14 protein-coding genes are annotated in these 16,018 nt (G+C 72.6%); 4 read left to right on the top strand and 10 right to left on the bottom strand.

Translation table 11 applies throughout. The features are described 5' to 3' along the window. Window positions 1–15: 15 nt before the first annotated feature. Window positions 16–198 (top strand): antitoxin, encoded by a 183-nt coding sequence (locus tag OG992_RS18130; RefSeq protein ID WP_091395189.1) that lies wholly within the window; start codon window positions 16–18, stop codon window positions 196–198. Between the two features lie 70 nt (window positions 199–268). Here the strand turns inward: OG992_RS18130 and OG992_RS18125 are convergent, their stop codons facing one another. After that, window positions 269–868: a hemerythrin domain-containing protein gene (locus OG992_RS18125; RefSeq protein WP_266303819.1), complete on the bottom strand. Its 600-nt coding sequence runs from the start codon at window positions 866–868 to the stop codon at window positions 269–271. Window positions 869–1,040: 172 nt separating this feature from the next. Between OG992_RS18125 and OG992_RS18120 the strand changes: the two genes are divergently transcribed. Then, window positions 1,041–2,357 (top strand): FUSC family protein, encoded by a 1,317-nt coding sequence (locus OG992_RS18120; protein WP_266303818.1) that lies wholly within the window; start codon window positions 1,041–1,043, stop codon window positions 2,355–2,357. A gap of 10 nt (window positions 2,358–2,367) precedes the next feature. On the opposite strand, the gene OG992_RS18115 is transcribed toward OG992_RS18120, so the two are convergent. The 8 genes from OG992_RS18115 to eccB form a co-directional block, all read right to left on the bottom strand. Further along, complete coding sequence (locus OG992_RS18115; RefSeq protein WP_091395184.1) at window positions 2,368–3,012, bottom strand: C39 family peptidase; 645 nt, start codon at window positions 3,010–3,012, stop codon at window positions 2,368–2,370. A gap of 220 nt (window positions 3,013–3,232) precedes the next feature. Then, complete coding sequence (locus OG992_RS18110) at window positions 3,233–3,640, bottom strand: pyridoxamine 5'-phosphate oxidase family protein (RefSeq protein WP_238683784.1); 408 nt, start codon at window positions 3,638–3,640, stop codon at window positions 3,233–3,235. Between the two features lie 32 nt (window positions 3,641–3,672). Beyond that, entirely contained in the window at window positions 3,673–4,014 is a 342-nt protein-coding gene (locus OG992_RS18105) for a YkvA family protein (protein ID WP_238683783.1), read from the bottom strand. A gap of 33 nt (window positions 4,015–4,047) precedes the next feature. After that, window positions 4,048–4,866, bottom strand: a complete 819-nt coding sequence (locus OG992_RS18100; RefSeq protein WP_266303817.1) for a hypothetical protein — start codon at window positions 4,864–4,866, stop codon at window positions 4,048–4,050. 157 nt (window positions 4,867–5,023) lie between these two features. After that, window positions 5,024–5,344: a hypothetical protein gene (locus OG992_RS18095; RefSeq protein WP_238683781.1), complete on the bottom strand. Its 321-nt coding sequence runs from the start codon at window positions 5,342–5,344 to the stop codon at window positions 5,024–5,026. Between the two features lie 242 nt (window positions 5,345–5,586). Continuing rightward, the gene (locus OG992_RS18090) at window positions 5,587–6,882 is read right to left on the bottom strand and encodes a WXG100 family type VII secretion target (RefSeq protein ID WP_238683780.1); all 1,296 of its coding nucleotides are present in this window, start codon (window positions 6,880–6,882) and stop codon (window positions 5,587–5,589) included. After that, complete coding sequence (locus OG992_RS18085) at window positions 6,875–7,285, bottom strand: hypothetical protein (RefSeq protein ID WP_238683779.1); 411 nt, start codon at window positions 7,283–7,285, stop codon at window positions 6,875–6,877. Before OG992_RS18085 ends, OG992_RS18090 begins: the two co-directional genes overlap by 8 nt. A gap of 46 nt (window positions 7,286–7,331) precedes the next feature. Further along, window positions 7,332–8,936, bottom strand: a complete 1,605-nt coding sequence (gene eccB, locus OG992_RS18080; RefSeq protein WP_266303816.1) for a type VII secretion protein EccB — start codon at window positions 8,934–8,936, stop codon at window positions 7,332–7,334. A gap of 164 nt (window positions 8,937–9,100) precedes the next feature. Here eccB and OG992_RS18075 point away from each other — a divergent pair, with 164 nt between their 5' ends. Continuing rightward, entirely contained in the window at window positions 9,101–10,288 is a 1,188-nt protein-coding gene (locus OG992_RS18075) for a type VII secretion protein EccE (protein WP_238683777.1), read from the top strand. A 22-nt stretch (window positions 10,289–10,310) separates the two neighbouring features. Here OG992_RS18075 and eccD read toward each other — a convergent pair whose 3' ends face one another. Beyond that, on the bottom strand, window positions 10,311–11,708 hold the full coding sequence (gene eccD / locus OG992_RS18070; RefSeq protein ID WP_266303815.1) for a type VII secretion integral membrane protein EccD: 1,398 nt from the start codon (window positions 11,706–11,708) through the stop codon (window positions 10,311–10,313). Window positions 11,709–11,874: 166 nt separating this feature from the next. On the opposite strand from eccD, the gene eccCa reads away from it, so the two are divergent. Next, window positions 11,875–15,840 (top strand): type VII secretion protein EccCa, encoded by a 3,966-nt coding sequence (gene eccCa / locus OG992_RS18065; protein WP_266303814.1) that lies wholly within the window; start codon window positions 11,875–11,877, stop codon window positions 15,838–15,840. Window positions 15,841–16,018 lie beyond the last annotated feature (178 nt).

Genomic DNA, 16,018 nt, shown 5'->3' with positions numbered 1-16,018 from the left:
CTGAGGAGGAACACCGTGGGTGACTTCATGGACAAGGCCAAGGACTTCGCGGACAAGCATGACAAGCAGGTCGACCAGGGCGCGGAGAAGGCCGGCGACATGGCCGACAAGCGCACCGGCGGCAAGTACGGCGATCAGATCGACAAGGGCGTGGACCAGGCCCAGGCGCGCACCGGTGAGGGCGACCAGGTCCGCTGACCCTGCGCGCTCCTCCCGGGCCGCCGAGCCGTCGGCGACCCGGGAGTGCCGGGTTCGGATGATGGCCGGGTCAGCGCTTGTCGCGTAGCTCGTCCATCGAGGTGGGCCGGCCGCTCAACGCGTCGCGCAACCGGTCGACGAGACCGAGGCCGGGTGCGAGCAGTTTGTTCGCCGGTGGGTGCTCCGGGCTCCCCGGATGTGGCCGGGTCGGCCCGATCTCCTTGATCGCCGTCACCTGGGCGGCGATCTCGACGAGTTCCTCCCGGGCCGTCGCCGCGCGCAGCCGGGGAAAGAGTTCCTTCTCCTCTTCCGTCACATGGTGTCGGACGGTGCTGGTCAGGTGGGCGAGCAGCTGGTCGAAGCGGGCGTCGGACGCGTCGACGGACTCCAACTCCTTCATGGTCCGCTCGGCGTCGGCGTGCTCCGCGATCTCCCGGTCGGCGATCTCGTTGCCGTCGGGCAGCACCTTTCGGGCGACCGGATACACGTACGCCTCCTCGGCCACCGAGTGGCGGACGAGTTCGGCGATCACCACGTCGGCGAGGCGTCGGCGGTGCTCGGGGGTGCCCTGCCGGGTCGCCAACTCGACGAGGACTGCCTCGATCTCACGATGATCGGAGACCAGGATGTCGACGACATCGTGGTCGTCGGTGGTCGGTGGATTGGTCATGTCACGGCCCCTTACCGGTTGCGGATCGGTGGGAGGTGTGTGGCTCTGGTACCCCCACGGGGCTGCGCGAACCCATGGTTGACGATGCGTCCGACGGTGTCCGTGGTGCTGGCGGTGGCGGTGGTGACCCGGCCGCCACGATTGCCCTGCCGCCGCCGGGGTAACCGCCGCCATGGCCGCCGACCGCCCACCCGCCGACCGCGATCAGTCGCGGTTCGATGAGACCGCCGAGCGGACGGTCCGGCGGGTGCGGCACCGTGGCGGGCAGGCCGGCCGGATCCGGGCCCGGCAGTGGGAGGTCACCCTGGTGATCTCCATCCAGGCGGGGCTGGCCGCGGCCATCGCCGCCCTGCTCGCCAAGAATCTGCTCGGCCCCGGATCGCACGTCTTCGCTCCCGCCGCCGCCGTCGGCACGATCGCCACCGCCATCGGGCAGCGGGCCCGCCGGACCTTCGAACTGTTGGGCGGCGTGGCCCTGGGCATCGTCATCGGTGACACGCTGCGATTCCTGCTCGGCTCGGGCCCGTGGCAGACCGGCGTGGTGGTCGCGCTGGCCATCGCCGCCGCGTTGCTGGTGGCGGGAAAGGGTGGTCCGCTTGTCGGTCAGGCCGGCGGTACCGCCGTGCTGATCGCCACGCTGGCCCCGATGGAGCGTGGCCTGGAGGTGCCCCGGATCTTCGACGCGCTGGTCGGTGGGGCCGTCGGCCTGGTGGTTGTCGCGCTCCTGTTGCCGATCAACCCGATGCGGGTGCTGGACCGCGCCGCGGCACCGATCTTCACGATCCTCTGCGAGCAACTCGCCGAGCTGGCGCGTGCGCTGCGCGAGCGCGACGGCGCCGGGACCATGGGTGTCCTGGAGCGGCTCCGCGGCACCGACGACGACCTGGGCCGGTTGCACGATGCGCTCAGCGGCGCCGAGGAGGTGGTGACGATCGCCCCCGTGCGCTGGCACCGTCGACAGCAGTACCACCGCTACGCCCGCAGCGCGGGTCACCTGGAACGGCTGCTGCTGGACACCCGCGCCATGGCCCGTTGGTCGACCACCGCGTTGCAGTACGACGAACCGATTCCGCCGGAGCTGCCGGATGCGATGGCCCGGTTGGGTCAGGCGGTGGCGGAGATGCGGGTGGAGTGCAGGGTCGGTGACGACCCTCGACGGACCCGCCGGTTGATCGAGGAGTGTGCAGAATTGGCCGGGCGGGCATCCGCGACCGGCGTCAAGTCGTTCGGCGAATCCCTCGTCACCGGACTGCGTACCGCAGCCAGCGACCTGCTCCGGGCCGCCGGTTCCGAACCCGAGGACGCCAATCGGATCGTGCGCCGGGCGGCCGGAGCCGGCGAGGCGGAGATCCACCCGCCGGTCCGCCGACAACTGCACCGGGCCCGACCGACGCGAGCCGCCCGAGCCCGTCGACGCGCGCACCTCGCCGCCCGGGCCCGTAACGACGGTCGGGCCGGCCTCCCCGCACGGGAGAGGCCGGCCCGGTGAACCGTGGTGATCAGGAGGAGTAGCCGCGCTCGGCGATCCAGTTGGCGACCTTCGGCAGGCTCATCCAGTACTCGCCCAACGCCGGGTCGGCCGGGTCGGCGACCCGGATCGTGTCACCACCGTCGCGGTAGCCGACGAGGGTCAGGTAGTGGCCACCCTCGTACGAGTGCGGGTTGCCGTCGGTGTCCACCGTCGTGCCCTTGATGTTGGCCACCACCGGGCGACCGGCGTCCACCGCCGCCAGCACGTCACGGCGCAGCTGCTCGACCTGGTCGGGGCGGGCCACCGAATCACGGATCTCGGTGGTCCGGTACTTGCCACCGGTCAGCTCGTTCAGCACCCGGGTGGTGTCCAGGGCCGAGGGGGTACCCGCCTCGGTGGTACCGAGCAGCCGAGCCACCTCGTCCTGGGACAGCGCCTTGCCCTGGGCGGACAACGCGATCCGGGTCGCGGCCGGGCCGCAGTAGTAGAAGTTCGGCTGGGCCTGGTAGTCGACGCCGAGGATCCGCTCGGCGTGCCGGTCGTTCTGGCTCGACGAGGCCGGGGCCGCCTGAGCCGGGGCGGCCTGCGCGGCCACCGCAGGGCCGAGGGCGCAGCCGCCAGCGACGAGCAGGCCGACGACGGACAGGCCGCTCTTCTGGACGATCGGGTTCATGGTCGAGTCTCCGTTCGGGGGTTGGCGCCTCCGGCCAGCGGAGGGCGGCAGCACCGGGAATGGCGCTCGGCGCAACACGGCCGACCATTGGTGGTCTCGGCCCTGGGCGTACCGAGGGCGTAACCGCTCTGCTCCACGGAGAATTCCGCCGACTGCGGGCACCGGTGTCGCGCGGCGTCCCTGCCCGACCCGAACCGGTCGTCGGGGACAAACTGTCAGCTCAGAGACTGCCCAATAGCCTGGTCACGGTGATCTCGATGACCACCCGCTCCGGATTCGGCCGTGGTGTCCGATATCGCTCGGCGTACCGCCGCTCCGCCTCGGCCACGGCGGCCGGATCCGACCGCAGCACCGCGCGGCCCTCGATCGTCAACCAGCGGCGGCCATCCACGTGGCACACGGCCACCGCAGCGCCCGCCGTGCCGGCAGCCGCCACCTGGCGGGCCTTCCGGGAGACGCCGGAGGTGATGACCCGGGCCAGGCCGGCCGCCGGGTCGAGAGTCACCCCGACCGGTACGACGTGTGGGGTGCCGTCCGCCCGCAGTGTGGTCAGCGTCGCCAGGTGTCGTTCGGCGCAGAAGGCGACAACCCGCTCATCGTGCACGTCCAACCGATGATCGCCCGTCATGCCTCGTCCCCTGTCCGCCGAACCGACCCCGATCATGGCACGCGGCGGCGCACCTGACCCCGATCCGTCGGCGCGTCCGGCTGACCGGGCAGCTGCCGACCCGCCGCCCGACGTTGGTGCACCAGCCGGGTCAGGTAGATCAGCGCGGCGGCCAGGACCCCCATGTCGTCCAGGTAGATCGGGTCCGGCAGCACGTCGACCGGGAAGATCGTGTAGATCAACGCCCCGTAGAAGGCGACCTTGCCGCCCGCGCCGAGCCCGGTCAGCATCCGCCGGGTACGCACCACCCGCACCGCCAGCACCACGGCACCGACCAGTGTGGCGAGCGCCAGGATGCTGGCGATCACCACGAGGACCCACGCCTGTCGGGACATGCCGTCACGCTAACCCACCCGGGCCCGCGCGGCTCAGAACGCGGGCACCGTCGCACGGCCGCGTGCGGTCACCTTGTTCTCCCGGGTCTGCTCGACGTTCTCCCGAGGCTGCGCGCCCACCGGTCGGGCAACCTCGCTCAGCGGCAGCACCGACGCCGACTCGGCGACCCGTCGACCGGTCGCGGCGTGCGCCTCCTCGCGCAGACTGCGAGCCGCGGCCACCGCCAACTCCGCCGCCCGCCACGCGGTCTGCTCCCGCTCGCGGGCTGCGGCGTGCCGGGCCGCCAGGTTGTCTCGGATCGCCCGCTGGAGCACCAGCTCCTGCTCGACCGGGTGCAGTCGCGGGTCCCAGCCGTGGCGGTGCGCGAAGACGTCGCTGAGCTGCTCCACCGACAGCTCCCGCCGCCAGTACGCATCCAGTGCCGCCCGGTGCAGGTAGCGCTCGCGGTCCGCGTACTCCGCGGGGGTCCGGGCGGTGTGCGGCAGCGGCATCGCGGCCGCCGCGTCGAGCCGCCGTACGCCGGCCTCGGCCGCCTCGTACGCCAGCCAGGCCGCCTCGACCGCCTCCTGCGCGGCCACCCACTCCTCCCGGCGGCGCCGCACTGTGGTGGTCGCCCGCTCCGCCGCCACCGCGACCTCCTGCGCGTAGCGGCTCTGCTCCCGCTCCTCCTGCGCCTGCTCAAGGTGGCTCGGCATGGCGGCGCGGCGGATCCGGGAGCCCGGGTCGAAGCGGAATCGGCCGGGCCGCAGCAGGAGAGCGGAGACAGCGACGGCTACCACCCCGAGCAGGCTCAGCCAGATGACGGCGGCCCGGGAGAGGTCTGGCAGGACGGCGGAGAGGATGGTTTGCATGATCAGCACCTCGCGGTCGAAGGCGGGTATCGACGGGCGGCAGAGGGCCCGGTATCGCCGGTCGGCCCGGTGGCGGGATGGTCCCGTCGACGGCGACCTCAGGGTGCCGTGCGGGATGATCAGCCGGGATCGGGCCCCGGGGGTCGCCGGGCCTGGCTCAGCGGGCGGGCGGGCCGCGTCGTGCAGGAGAGCCACGGCCGGGATCGATGGCCGGGACGTGCACCGGGCCCGCCGCGACCGGACCGGTCGCCGTGGCGGTATCGAACGTGCCAGCCGGCGGGGCTTCAGCGGGCTGGGCGGCCCGCTGGTTGGCCGGAACGGCATCGGGGCGGACACTCGGCACCCGGCTGCTCACGGCACTGGGCCGCAGCTGCGTGGGGGCGGGCGGTGGGGTCGCGGCGAGAGCGGCACCGAGGCCGACCGCGAGCACCAGCGCGGTGACCGCCAGGCGGGTCAGTTCCCGCAGTGACCGCAGCACAGCCCACCTGGCTGGGCGGACAGACGCTGCGGACGACACCAGACCAACCTATCGTCCGTCCTGGCCTACCGCAGCACGGCGATGGACGGCGCGGGCGTGACCGCCACCACCATGCGCACTGTGGACGCCGACGGTAGGGGCCCAGGAATGGCAGCGCCCCCGACCGGATCGGGTCCGATCGGGGGCACCGTGCGTCGCCGGGGGCGGCACCGCTGGTGGTGTGTGCCGGCGTCAGGCCGTCATCAGTCGCTGGTGCCGAGCACCGGAGGCGCGGCCTTGTCGTCGCCCTGCCACACCATCTCGTCCTCGGTCAACCAGGTCAGCCGCTCGTCGGAGTCGTCGTCCTGCGCTCGACCCTGCCCGCCGAGCACACCGGGCCGGCCGCCGCCGGACCCCGGCCGGGCGTTGCCGCCGGTCATGGCCGGGCGCCCGCCGCTCCCACCGCGTTGGCCGTCGATGCTGCGCCCGACCCCGTTGGCGGCGCGGGTCTCCGCCGGGGGAGCACCACCGCCGGTCGGTCGAGCCGAGGCGGGGGGTGCGTTGCCCGAGCCCGCGAGCGCGCCGCTGCGCAACACCCCGCCGGCCGGTGACCCGCCCTGTGCTCCGTAGAGCAGGCCGGGACCGGTGCTCGCCGCAGTGGGCGCGCCGGCCGGCCCGGACAGCCCGACCAGCCCGGCAGCACCACCGCCGAGCAGCGCGCCACCGACGAGGGGGTCGGCTCCGGCGAGGGAGGTGCCGCGGTCAGCGAGGTCGCTGCCAACGCCGATCGGCGCGGCGCCGACAGCCGGGCTGCCACCGGTGCCCGAGCCGACCTCACCCGGAGTCGAACCGTCGCCCGGCAGTTGGGCAACGCGGTCGGGCGACGAGATGGTCGCGTCACCGGTGCGCGCGGTGTCAGCGCCGGTGGTGGGACCGCCGGACACCCTGGCGATGGCCGAGACACTCTGTGGCGTCGTCGGATCCTTGCGGGCGGTGGTCGGAGTGTCCGGGTCGGGCGGGGGTGGTTCGACAACCCGGTCGTAGGCGGAGATCTCGTAACTGTTGGCCAGGCCGGCCACCAGGTTCACCATCCGCTGGTGGGCCTTCTCCTGCTCTGCCTTGTCCTGCTGGTGACCCGCGATGCCCCCGATGATCAGACCGGTCAGCCCGAAGGTGGCACCACCCTTGATCGCACCGCCGATCGCCTTGTCGTTGTCGTCGGTCTCCTCAGGGCTCTCGGCCTCCTTGTGGGCGGCGCGCAGATGGTCGGCCATCATGGTCAACCCCTGCTTGATGCCGGCCATCCCTTCGCCCAACGCGTCGCTGTGGGCGACGATGAAGCTGAGTCGCCGGTGGAACTCCCGACCCGCCGAACCCGTCCACGTGTTGCTCAGCTTGTCGAGGTCGCCGCTCAACTCCCGGCCGAGGCCGTCGAGGATGCCCTTGAGCTCGGCCCACTGGGTGGCCACGCCCTCGATCTGCTCCGGCTTGCCCGCCATCAGGCCGTCGTACAGCTGCTGGTGGCTGTTGCCCTGGTAGCGCTGGGTGTATTCAGACACGCCCGTCCTCCTTCGGCTGCAACGCCCGGTCGACAGGGGTCAGCGCGGCGGTGACGTCGTCGGCGTTGGCGGCGTTACGCGCCTCGGCGGTGCGGTAGTTGCTCAGGATCGTGCTGGTCGCCTGCTGTGCCGCCAGCACCGCCTGCCGGATTCGTTCGGCCTGCTCGACATAGGACTGGTGGACCTCGCTGTAGCGACGCGCCTTGTCGGTGGCGTCGAAGAACGAGCCCAGCGCCGGAGGACGGCACTGCATCTCGGTGTTGAGCTTGCGCAGCACCGACTCGGCCTGACTCAACCGCGACGCCAGGTGCTCGTGGAAGTCCTCAAGGGACAACAGGTCGACTTCCGTACGCCCGGCCATGGCAACATCCCCGTCGTTCTGGTTGACAACCGTCAGCGACATTCAGGTTAGTCCACCAGTGCGACTCCGGGCGACCCGTCGAAGCTGCTCAGCCGTCGGCGTCGGTCGATTCCGTGGACCCCCCGCCGGTCCCACCGCTCGACGGGCTGCCACTGGCCGACCCCGACGGTGGCGCCGCGGACGACGACCCCGACGGTGGCGCCGCGGACGGCGTGCCCGAGGGCGGCGCAGCGGATGGTGAGCCGGGCTCCGACGCGGCCGACGGTGGTGCGGACGGTGCCGGACCGTCGGCAGTGAAGACGGCGAATGCGTCCTCGCGATCCAGAGTCGGCCCGGTCGGGATCAGGGCGAGCAGGGAGCCGGGCACCGCCAGCGGGGTGATCCCGCCGTAGCCGAGCACGTCCAGTGTCGCCGCCGAGCCGAGCGGATACCGGATGCCCTGCGGGCTGATCAGGTAGATCGTCGACCCGGCGGCGCCGGAACCGCTGGTCCCGGCGCCGGGTGAGGCCTGTGCGATGACACCCTTGCCGCCGGGCAGCAGCACCGCCTCGGCGGTGCGTACGGCGTCGCGCCTGGTCTGGCGCACCGGCACCAGGCCCGGATCGCTGTCGGTCAACTCGGTTGGCACCCGGTCGAAGACCTCCAGTGTGGTGGTCGGCGGGCCGCCCGCGGTGCCCTTGCGGTACGTCGCGCACAGCGTGGTCTGACCGGGCTGGGCCGGGTAGAGGGCGGGCATCGTCGAGGGCACCCCCTCCTCCTCGATCCGCCGCTCCTCGAACGCCTCGCTCGCCTGGTTCGGGGTGATGTCGGTGATCCGACCGCCGTTGCTGACGAGCAGCAGAGCGGTGATCTCACTGATCGAGACGAGAGCGTCCCGGGTCAGCACGTAGTGCCGCCCGGCGGCCTTGAACACCGAACCGACGTCGTGCGTCTGCCCGGCCACCGTGCGACTGCTGGGCTCGCCCTCACCCGGCAGCGACGGCCGGCGCAGCGGTGGCCCGGCCGGCACGGCGTTGAGCAACTGCTGCCCGACCTGGAGTCGCTCGGTGCCGGCCATCCGTAGTGCCGTGATCGTGCGGGACGGATCGAGCAGTTGGAGCCGGGTGTTGTTGGTGACCAGGTATCGCTGGTCGTTCACCGAGACCAGCACCGCCCGGTCACCCAGCGGCGTGCCGCCGGGCAGGGCCCGGTCGATCACCAGCCGGGTGCTGGACCGCTGCCTGTCGACCGGGTCGGGCACGTCGCAGACCGACCAGGGCAGCCCGGTCAGCGACTTGCGGTCCGGCAGGGCGTCCGGTGCCCCGACGATGCCGACGGTGACGCCGCGGGGCCGGTCCCGCAGCGACGCCTGGGACATCGTCCGCACCTGGGCACTCGCGTCGTTCACGATGAGGCGCGCCGACGTGTAGTTCAGCGTCGGGTGCAGCTTGCCCTCGATGAAGACGTACGTCGCGCCGGTTTCCCGTTCGATGACGAGGGTCTGGTCGTCCAGCGGCGCCGCGCCACCGGTCAACTGCCCGTAGGCACCCACCCCGCCGAGCACGATGGCCGCGGTGAGGACACTGCCGAAGACGGCCATGCCGAGCCGTCGCATCGGCAGGTTGGTGGTCTCCGGATCGCCCGACAGCAACGCGGAGACGATGCGGCGGGTGACGAAGCGGTACGCCTGCACCTGATCGCGGCGGGTCCGCATGACTTACCTCCGGCGGGGTGGATCCGCGACGATCAGGGTCGGGGTGCCGTCGCGGGCTTCCCTACGATAAGGGGCCGACGGTGGTTCCTTGGGACCACCGCTCGTGGCCGGCACCGGAGGAGACCCCGGCGCAGAGTCGTACCGTGCAGGAGGGACAGTCAGCGATGACGCAGGTTCAGGCGGCACCCGTCCGAGCGGTCACGGACCCTGTCGACGTTCCGACCCGGCCGGCGCCCCCGGCCGAGCGGCCCGGCCGTGGGCGGGTCGGCCCCGTGCTGGTCGGGCAGCTCGTCGTACTGGAGTTGTGCCTGGTCGGCGTCTGGGCCGCCACCGCCGGACCCAGCTGGGTGCTCGCCGCGGCCGGCGCCACGGCGCTGCTGGTGGTCCTGGCCGCCTTCGCCCGTCGGGGTGGCCGCTGGTGGTTCGAGGACCTGTTGCTGCGCCAGCGGTTGCGGCGACGCGGCGAACGGGCGTCGGCAGCGCTGGCCAGCGGTACGGCGACCGACCCGAGGTTGGCTGCGCTCGCTCCCGAGCTGAGCGTCATCGAGCTGACCGACCGGGGCACCCGGCTCGGCATCGGGCGTGACGACCAGGGCTGGTTCGCCGCCGTCGCCCTGCAGTCCGCGACCGGTGCGGCGGTCGGCTCCGTCGACGCCGCCGCGGTGGACCACGCGCTGCGGGTGCTCGCGGACTTCAGCGCCCCGGTCTCCCGGGCCCAGGTCGTCGCGCACACGTTGGTCTGGTACCCGGCACCCGGTGCGCCGCCGGCTGCCCACCGGACCGTGTGGGTCGCGGTGCGGCTCACCGTCCGGGACGCGCGGGTCGAGGCCGTGAGCCGGGGCGGCGGGCTGACCGGCGTACACCGGACGGTGGCGGCCGGGATCGGCCGGCTCGGCAAGGCGCTGACCTCGGCGGGGCTGGCCCATCGCCCGCTGGGCCGGGAGGAGCTACGCGCGGCCATCGTCTCGGCCGCCGGTCTGGACCTGGTGCCCGAGGCGCCGGCGGAGAGTTGGCGTGGGTTGCGGGGCGGCGGCTGGACGCACCGCTGCATGGCGCTGCGGGGCCGCTTCGACGCGCAGCTCGGTCCGCTGGTCGACGCGATCACCGCGACCTCGGCGCCGTCGCACACGGTGGCCGTGACCGTCTCGTCGGACGGTCGGGTGGCGGCACCGCTGCTGCGGGTTGCCGCGATGGACAACCACGTCGAGGCCCTGGTCAAGGTGGTTCGTGAGGTCGCCGGCCGGGTCGGCGCGTCCACCCGGCCGATGGACGGCCAGCATGCTCCGGGCGTCTACGCGACCGCTCCGGTCGCGTCGGCGCTGGGCGTCTCCGCCGGTCCGCGGTCGCGCTGACCGGTGCGGCGGCGGCGCGCGGTCAGGGTCGGAGGTTGACGATCCAGCCGTAGAGGCCGCAGACCCAGAAGGCGAGCGGCACCAGCGAGATGATGAGCAGGATCTCGGCGATGTCGAGCAGGCGACCCCAGACCGGCGAGATGCGCTTGCCGGCGACGGTCAGACCGTAGATCAGGCTGATCACCGCGGCGAGCACCAGACCGCCCAGGATCAGGCCGAGCCGGACCGGCAGCGACCCACCGGCGAACGTGGTCGCGGCGGCCAGGCCCAGACCCACGGTGCCTGCCAGCAGCACCGGGGTGCGCTGGGCCCGGCCCAGGAGGGGGCGGGCCCGCAGCAGCGCCAGCAGGGCCAGCACCAGGCACAGCAGCACCGCGGGCAGGCGCCCGTCCAGGGCCAGCACGAGTTGCGCGCCCAGCACCAGCAGCGACACCGTCCACAGCAGACCGGTGAGGAACTGGTCGGCGCGCTCACTCTGCTGGAGCACCTGCCTGCCGTCCACCGACTCGCTGTCGGTCTTCAGGTCCTCCGGGCCGGTCGGAATCGACGGCACCGGCAGCCGGGCCAGCCGGTAGGCCATCATCGGCAGCGCCGGCACCACGCCGAACGCGACAGCCGCCACCACCGCGGCGGAGGCCGCCGCGTCGAGGCCGAGGGCCAGGCAGAGCACCGCGCCCAGGCCGGTCGCGGCCGCGACACCGATCGCCGCGAAGAAGAGGGGGTACCGGTCGCCGACCGCCAGCACGGCCACCGCGCCGGCCACCACCGCAGCGGTCGCCGCGACAAGGACATGCGGACTGGCCAGGTCGGTCAGCGCTCGATCACCGGCGAGCAGCAGCAGGCCACCGGTGGCCGCGTGCACCAGGGCGACCAGGGCCAGCACCGAGCCGATGCCGCTGTCACCGGCGGCCCTGGACAGCACCGCCGAGCCCACCAGCAGCGCCACCGCTACCAGCAGCGCGGCCAACGCGCCGGGCAGGTGGGGCGGACCAGCGAAGAGGGCAGCCAGCGCGCCGGCGCCGAACGCCGCCGCCGCGAAGACCACAGCGAAGGAGCGGGTCGCGCCGACCTGCCAGGCGCCGGGGCGCTGGTTGGTAGCGGTGGCGACCGCGTCCACCACGTCGTCGAAGACGATCTCCGGTGCGGCGTCGGAGCGGGGGTTGAAGTAGAGCACCTCACCGTCGCGGACACTGAGCTGCGCAGCGGTACGACCACCGTCGAGGGGCGCACCGCCCAATCGGGACAGTGCCCATCCGCCGTGCCGCGCGCCCTCGTCGGCCATGTCCTCACCGGCGTAGCGCAGCAGGGTGGGGAGCAGGTCGGCCAACGGCACGTCCGACGGCAGCGCCAGATCCATCCGGGTACGCGGAGCCACGATGGTGATTCGGCTGAGACCACCGGTCGCCGTCTTCGTCGCCACAGTGGCCTCCAGGTGTGCGTCTGTGATCGGCTGGCTGGAATGCCGCGGTCCGGGTCCACCGCGCACACGGCAGATTACCTACGATGACGGCACGTACGATGCCCACCCGCGGGCGGTGTTCCGCGGGCCGCACGTCATCAGGGCCGCTTCTGGGGAGGAGACAGCCGTGAGCACTGTGGTGTTCCGCCGGCTCCCGCGTCAGCCGGGGCCGGCCCTACCGCGCGGCGAGGTGCTGCTGGAGTCGCCTCCCGAGCTGCCCGAGCCGACGCCCCGCGGGATGGGGCAGCTACTCATGATCCTGCCGATGTTCTGCGGGGTCGGCGCCATGGCGTTCCTCTACGCCGGCAAGGGCGGCGGCATGATGACCTACGTCGCCGGTGGTCTGTTCGGTGTCTCGATGCTCGGCATGGCGATCGGCTCGCTGGCCAACAGCGGTGGCAAGGACAAGGCGGAGCTGAACGCTGATCGCCGCGACTACATGCGCTACCTGGCGCAGATGCGCAAGCGCACCCGCCGTGCCGCCGAGCAGCAGCGGGCCGCGATGGCCTGGCGGCACCCGGAGCCCGACGCGCTCTGGTCGATCGCCGCGTCCCGGCGACTCTGGGAGCGGCGGATCACCGAGGACGATTTCGGCGAGACCCGGATCGCCCTCGGCCCGCAGCGGCTCGCCGTGGAGATCGTTCCACCGGAGACGAAGCCGGTGGAGGACCTGGAGCCGATGAGCGCCATCGCGCTTCGCCGGTTCGTCCGCGCACACTCCACTGTGCCCGAGCTGCCGACGGCGCTGTCGGTTCGCGCGTTCAGTCGGGTGGTGCTGCGCGGCGACCGCGAGCCGGTGCTCGACCTGACCCGGGCGGCGCTGGGGCAGCTGGCCACCTTCCACGCACCGGACGACCTGGTGATCGCGGTGGTCGCCGCACCCGACCGGCAGTCCTCCTGGGGCTGGGTGAAGTGGCTGCCACACGCCCACCACAGCGGTCGTACGGACGCGGCCGGCGCGCGCCGGCTGGTCTTCGCCAGCCTGGCCGAGGCCGAGGCCTCGCTCGCCGCCGAGCTGGCCGGGCGGCCCCGGTTCGCGCCGGAGGCCAAGCCGCTCACCACCGCCCCGCACCTGGTCGTGGTGATCGACGGCGGGGAGATCTCGCCGACCTGCCAGCTGGTTGGTCCAGGGCTGCTCGGCGCCACAGTGATCGACCTCTCCGGGACGGTGCCACGCGACGCCGGCCGCTGGTTGCTCTGCCTCGACGTCAATGACGGAGGTTCACTCGACCTGGTCCGGGGCAGCTCGTCGTCGACGCTGGGTCGGCCCGACCGGCTCAGCGCCGAGGCCGCGGAGGGGCTGGCCCGACAGATCGCCCCCTTCCGGCTCTCCCAGCAGCAGACCGGCGGCGACGAGCCGCTGGCCCGCAGCACGGAGTTGCCGGATCTGCTCGGCGTCGGTGACGCCGCGGCGGTGGACGTGCAGAACACCTGGCGCCCGCGTGGGCACCGCGACCGGCTGCGCATCCCGCTCGGCGTCGGCCCGGACGGCAACGTGGTCGAGCTCGACTTCAAGGAGTCGGCGCACGAGGGCATGGGCCCGCACGGTCTGGTGATCGGTGCGACCGGCTCCGGCAAGAGCGAGTTGCTGCGTACGGTGGTGGCCGCGTTGGCGGTGACCCACTCGTCGGAGGAACTGAACTTCGTCCTGGTCGACTTCAAGGGCGGCGCGACCTTCGCCTCGCTGGAGGCCCTGCCGCACACCAGCGCGGTGATCACCAACCTGGCCGACGAGTTGCCGCTCGTCGACCGGATGCGCGACGCGCTCGCCGGCGAGATGGTGCGCCGGCAGGAACTGCTGCGGGCGGCCGGCAACTACGTCTCCCGCTTCGAGTACGAGAAGGCGCGCTCGGCCGGTGAGCCGCTGGCGCCGATGCCCAGCCTGCTGATCATCTGTGACGAGTTCAGCGAGTTGCTCGCCGCCAAACCGGACTTCATCGACCTGTTCGTGATGATCGGCCGGTTGGGTCGGTCCCTCGGCGTGCACCTGCTGCTGGCAAGCCAGCGCCTCGAAGAGGGCAAGCTGCGGGGCCTCGACACGCACCTGTCGTACCGGATCGGTCTGCGGACGTTCTCCGCAGTGGAGAGCCGGATCGTGCTCGGCGTACCGGACGCGTACGAGCTGCCGAACGCGCCGGGCCACGGCTACCTGAAGACGGACACCAGCACCATGCTGCGGTTCCGGGCCGCGTACGTGTCGGGGGCGTACCGGGCGCCGGGGCAGCAGGCGTCCGCCTCGCAGGCGCTGGTGCAGCGCCGGATCGTGCCGTACGGTCTCGACTTCGTTCCGGTGCAGGTCCCGCAGGTGCCGGTGGCCACCGCTCCGGAGCCGGAGCAGCCGGCCGACGGCAAGGCCGTCGCGATGCTCGACGTGCTGATCGACCAGCTCAAGGGCCGGGGCCGCCCGGCGCACCAGGTGTGGTTGCCGCCGCTTGCCGACCCGCCGGGCCTGGGTGAGCTGCTCGGTCCGCTGGCGGTGGACCCGACCTATGGGTTGTGCACCGCCTCCTGGCCCGGGCGCGGGCGACTGACGGTGCCGGTCGGCGTGGTGGACCGTCCCTACGAGCAGCGCCGCGACCCGATGATGGTCGAGCTGGCCGGGGCTGGCGGCAACGTGGTCATCGTCGGTCGGTCGATGAGTGGCAAGAGCACGATGCTGCGTACGCTGCTGGCCTCGCTGGCGCTCACGCACACGCCGCGGGAGGTGCAGTTCTTCTGTCTGGACTTCGGCGGGGGCGCGCTGCGCAGCATGGAGCGGTTGCCGCACCTGGCCGGGGTGGCGGGCCGGCGCGACGTCGAGGCGGTCCGCCGGACGGTGGCCGAGGTGGTCGCCGTCCTGGACGAGCGGGAGGCGCGTTTCGCCCAGCACGGCATCGACTCGGTGGCGAGTTACCGCCGTCGTCGGGCCGCCGGCGAGTTCGCCGACGACCCGTTCGGCGACGTGTTCCTGGTGGTGGACGGGTGGAACACCCTGCGCCAGGAGTACGAGGAGCTGGAGCAGACCATCACCACGTTGGCCAACCGGGGCCTCGGCTTCGGTGTGCACGTGGTCCTCACCGCCGTGCGGTGGGCGGAGATCCGGATCAACATGCGGGATCTGCTCGGCACCAAGTTGGAGCTGCGCCTCGGCGACGCGTCGGAGTCCGAGATCGATCGTCGGGCGGCGAACAACGTGCCGGAGAAGTCGCCCGGTCGCGGCCTGACCCGGGACAAGCTGCACTTCCTCACCGCCATCTCGCGGATCGACGGCCGCCGCGACATCGACGACCTGAGCGAGGCCTCGCTGTCCCTGGCCGGGCACGTGGCGGCGAACTGGCCGGGTCGTCCGGCGCCGAAGGTGCGGTTGCTGCCGCGCCGGCTGCCGGTGGCGGAGCTGGCCCGGATCATCGACCGGTCGGCACCGGGTCTCCCGATCGGTGTCAACGAGTCGGCACTCGCGCCGGTCTACCTGGACCTGGCCAACGAGCCGCACCTGACGGTCTTCGGCGACGCGGAGTGCGGCAAGACCAACCTGCTGCGCCTGATCGCCCGGGGGATCACCGAGCGGTACACGCCGGCGCAGGCCCGGTTGGTGATCGCCGACTACCGGCGTGGCCTGCTGGGGGCGGTGGAGGGTGACCACCTGCTCGACTACGCCCCGTCGAACCAGGCGTTCGCCCAGGGGCTCGGGTCGATCCGCAGTGCGCTGTCCAACCGACTGCCCGGCCCGGACGTGACGACCGCCCAGCTACGTGATCGGAGCTGGTGGAAGGGTCCGGACCTGTACATCCTGGTGGACGACTACGACCTGGTGGCCTCTGGCGGCAGCAACCCACTGAGCGCCCTGCACGAGTTGTTGCCGCAGGCCCGCGACATCGGTCTGCACCTGATCGTCACGCGCCGGGTCGGTGGTGTGTCCAGGGCGCTGTACGAGCCGGTGCTGCAACGACTGCGCGAGTTGGACTCGCCGGGCCTGCTGATGTCCGGCAACCGGGAGGAGGGCGCGGTCTTCGGCACGTTGCGGCCGAGCCCACAACCGCCCGGTCGGGGCACCCTGGTTCGCCGTCGTGATGGCCAGCAGCTGATTCAGACCGCGTGGTCTGAGCCGACCTGAGCGCTGTCGGTCGTTCGGTAGGGGGTGGTGGGCCGTCCGGCCCGATTCACCACCATCCATCGAACGTCACCGGTCAGGGCTGCGAGGGCTGGACGCGTTCCGCTACGGTCTTCACAGGAGTGTCCGTCGGTGGGGTGTTGCTGCCTTGCCGCGGGGGAGGGGTGCGGCGAAGCCGCCA

It is taken from the genome of Micromonospora sp. NBC_00362, assembly GCF_026342155.1.
GTDB lineage: Bacteria > Actinomycetota > Actinomycetes > Mycobacteriales > Micromonosporaceae > Micromonospora > Micromonospora hortensis.
This window is presented reverse-complemented; position numbering and strand designations above follow the sequence as displayed.

Coding starts and splice junctions, on each gene's coding strand:
- OG992_RS18125 (WP_266303819.1), bottom strand. CDS start 868: ATGACCAATCCACCGACCACCGACGACCACGATGTCGTCGACATCCTG.
- OG992_RS18120 (WP_266303818.1), top strand. CDS start 1,041: ATGGCCGCCGACCGCCCACCCGCCGACCGCGATCAGTCGCGGTTCGAT.
- OG992_RS18115 (WP_091395184.1), bottom strand. CDS start 3,012: ATGAACCCGATCGTCCAGAAGAGCGGCCTGTCCGTCGTCGGCCTGCTC.
- OG992_RS18110 (WP_238683784.1), bottom strand. CDS start 3,640: ATGACGGGCGATCATCGGTTGGACGTGCACGATGAGCGGGTTGTCGCC.
- OG992_RS18105 (WP_238683783.1), bottom strand. CDS start 4,014: ATGTCCCGACAGGCGTGGGTCCTCGTGGTGATCGCCAGCATCCTGGCG.
- OG992_RS18100 (WP_266303817.1), bottom strand. CDS start 4,866: ATGCAAACCATCCTCTCCGCCGTCCTGCCAGACCTCTCCCGGGCCGCC.
- OG992_RS18085 (WP_238683779.1), bottom strand. CDS start 7,285: ATGTCGCTGACGGTTGTCAACCAGAACGACGGGGATGTTGCCATGGCC.
- eccB (WP_266303816.1), bottom strand. CDS start 8,936: ATGCGGACCCGCCGCGATCAGGTGCAGGCGTACCGCTTCGTCACCCGC.
- OG992_RS18075 (WP_238683777.1), top strand. CDS start 9,101: ATGACGCAGGTTCAGGCGGCACCCGTCCGAGCGGTCACGGACCCTGTC.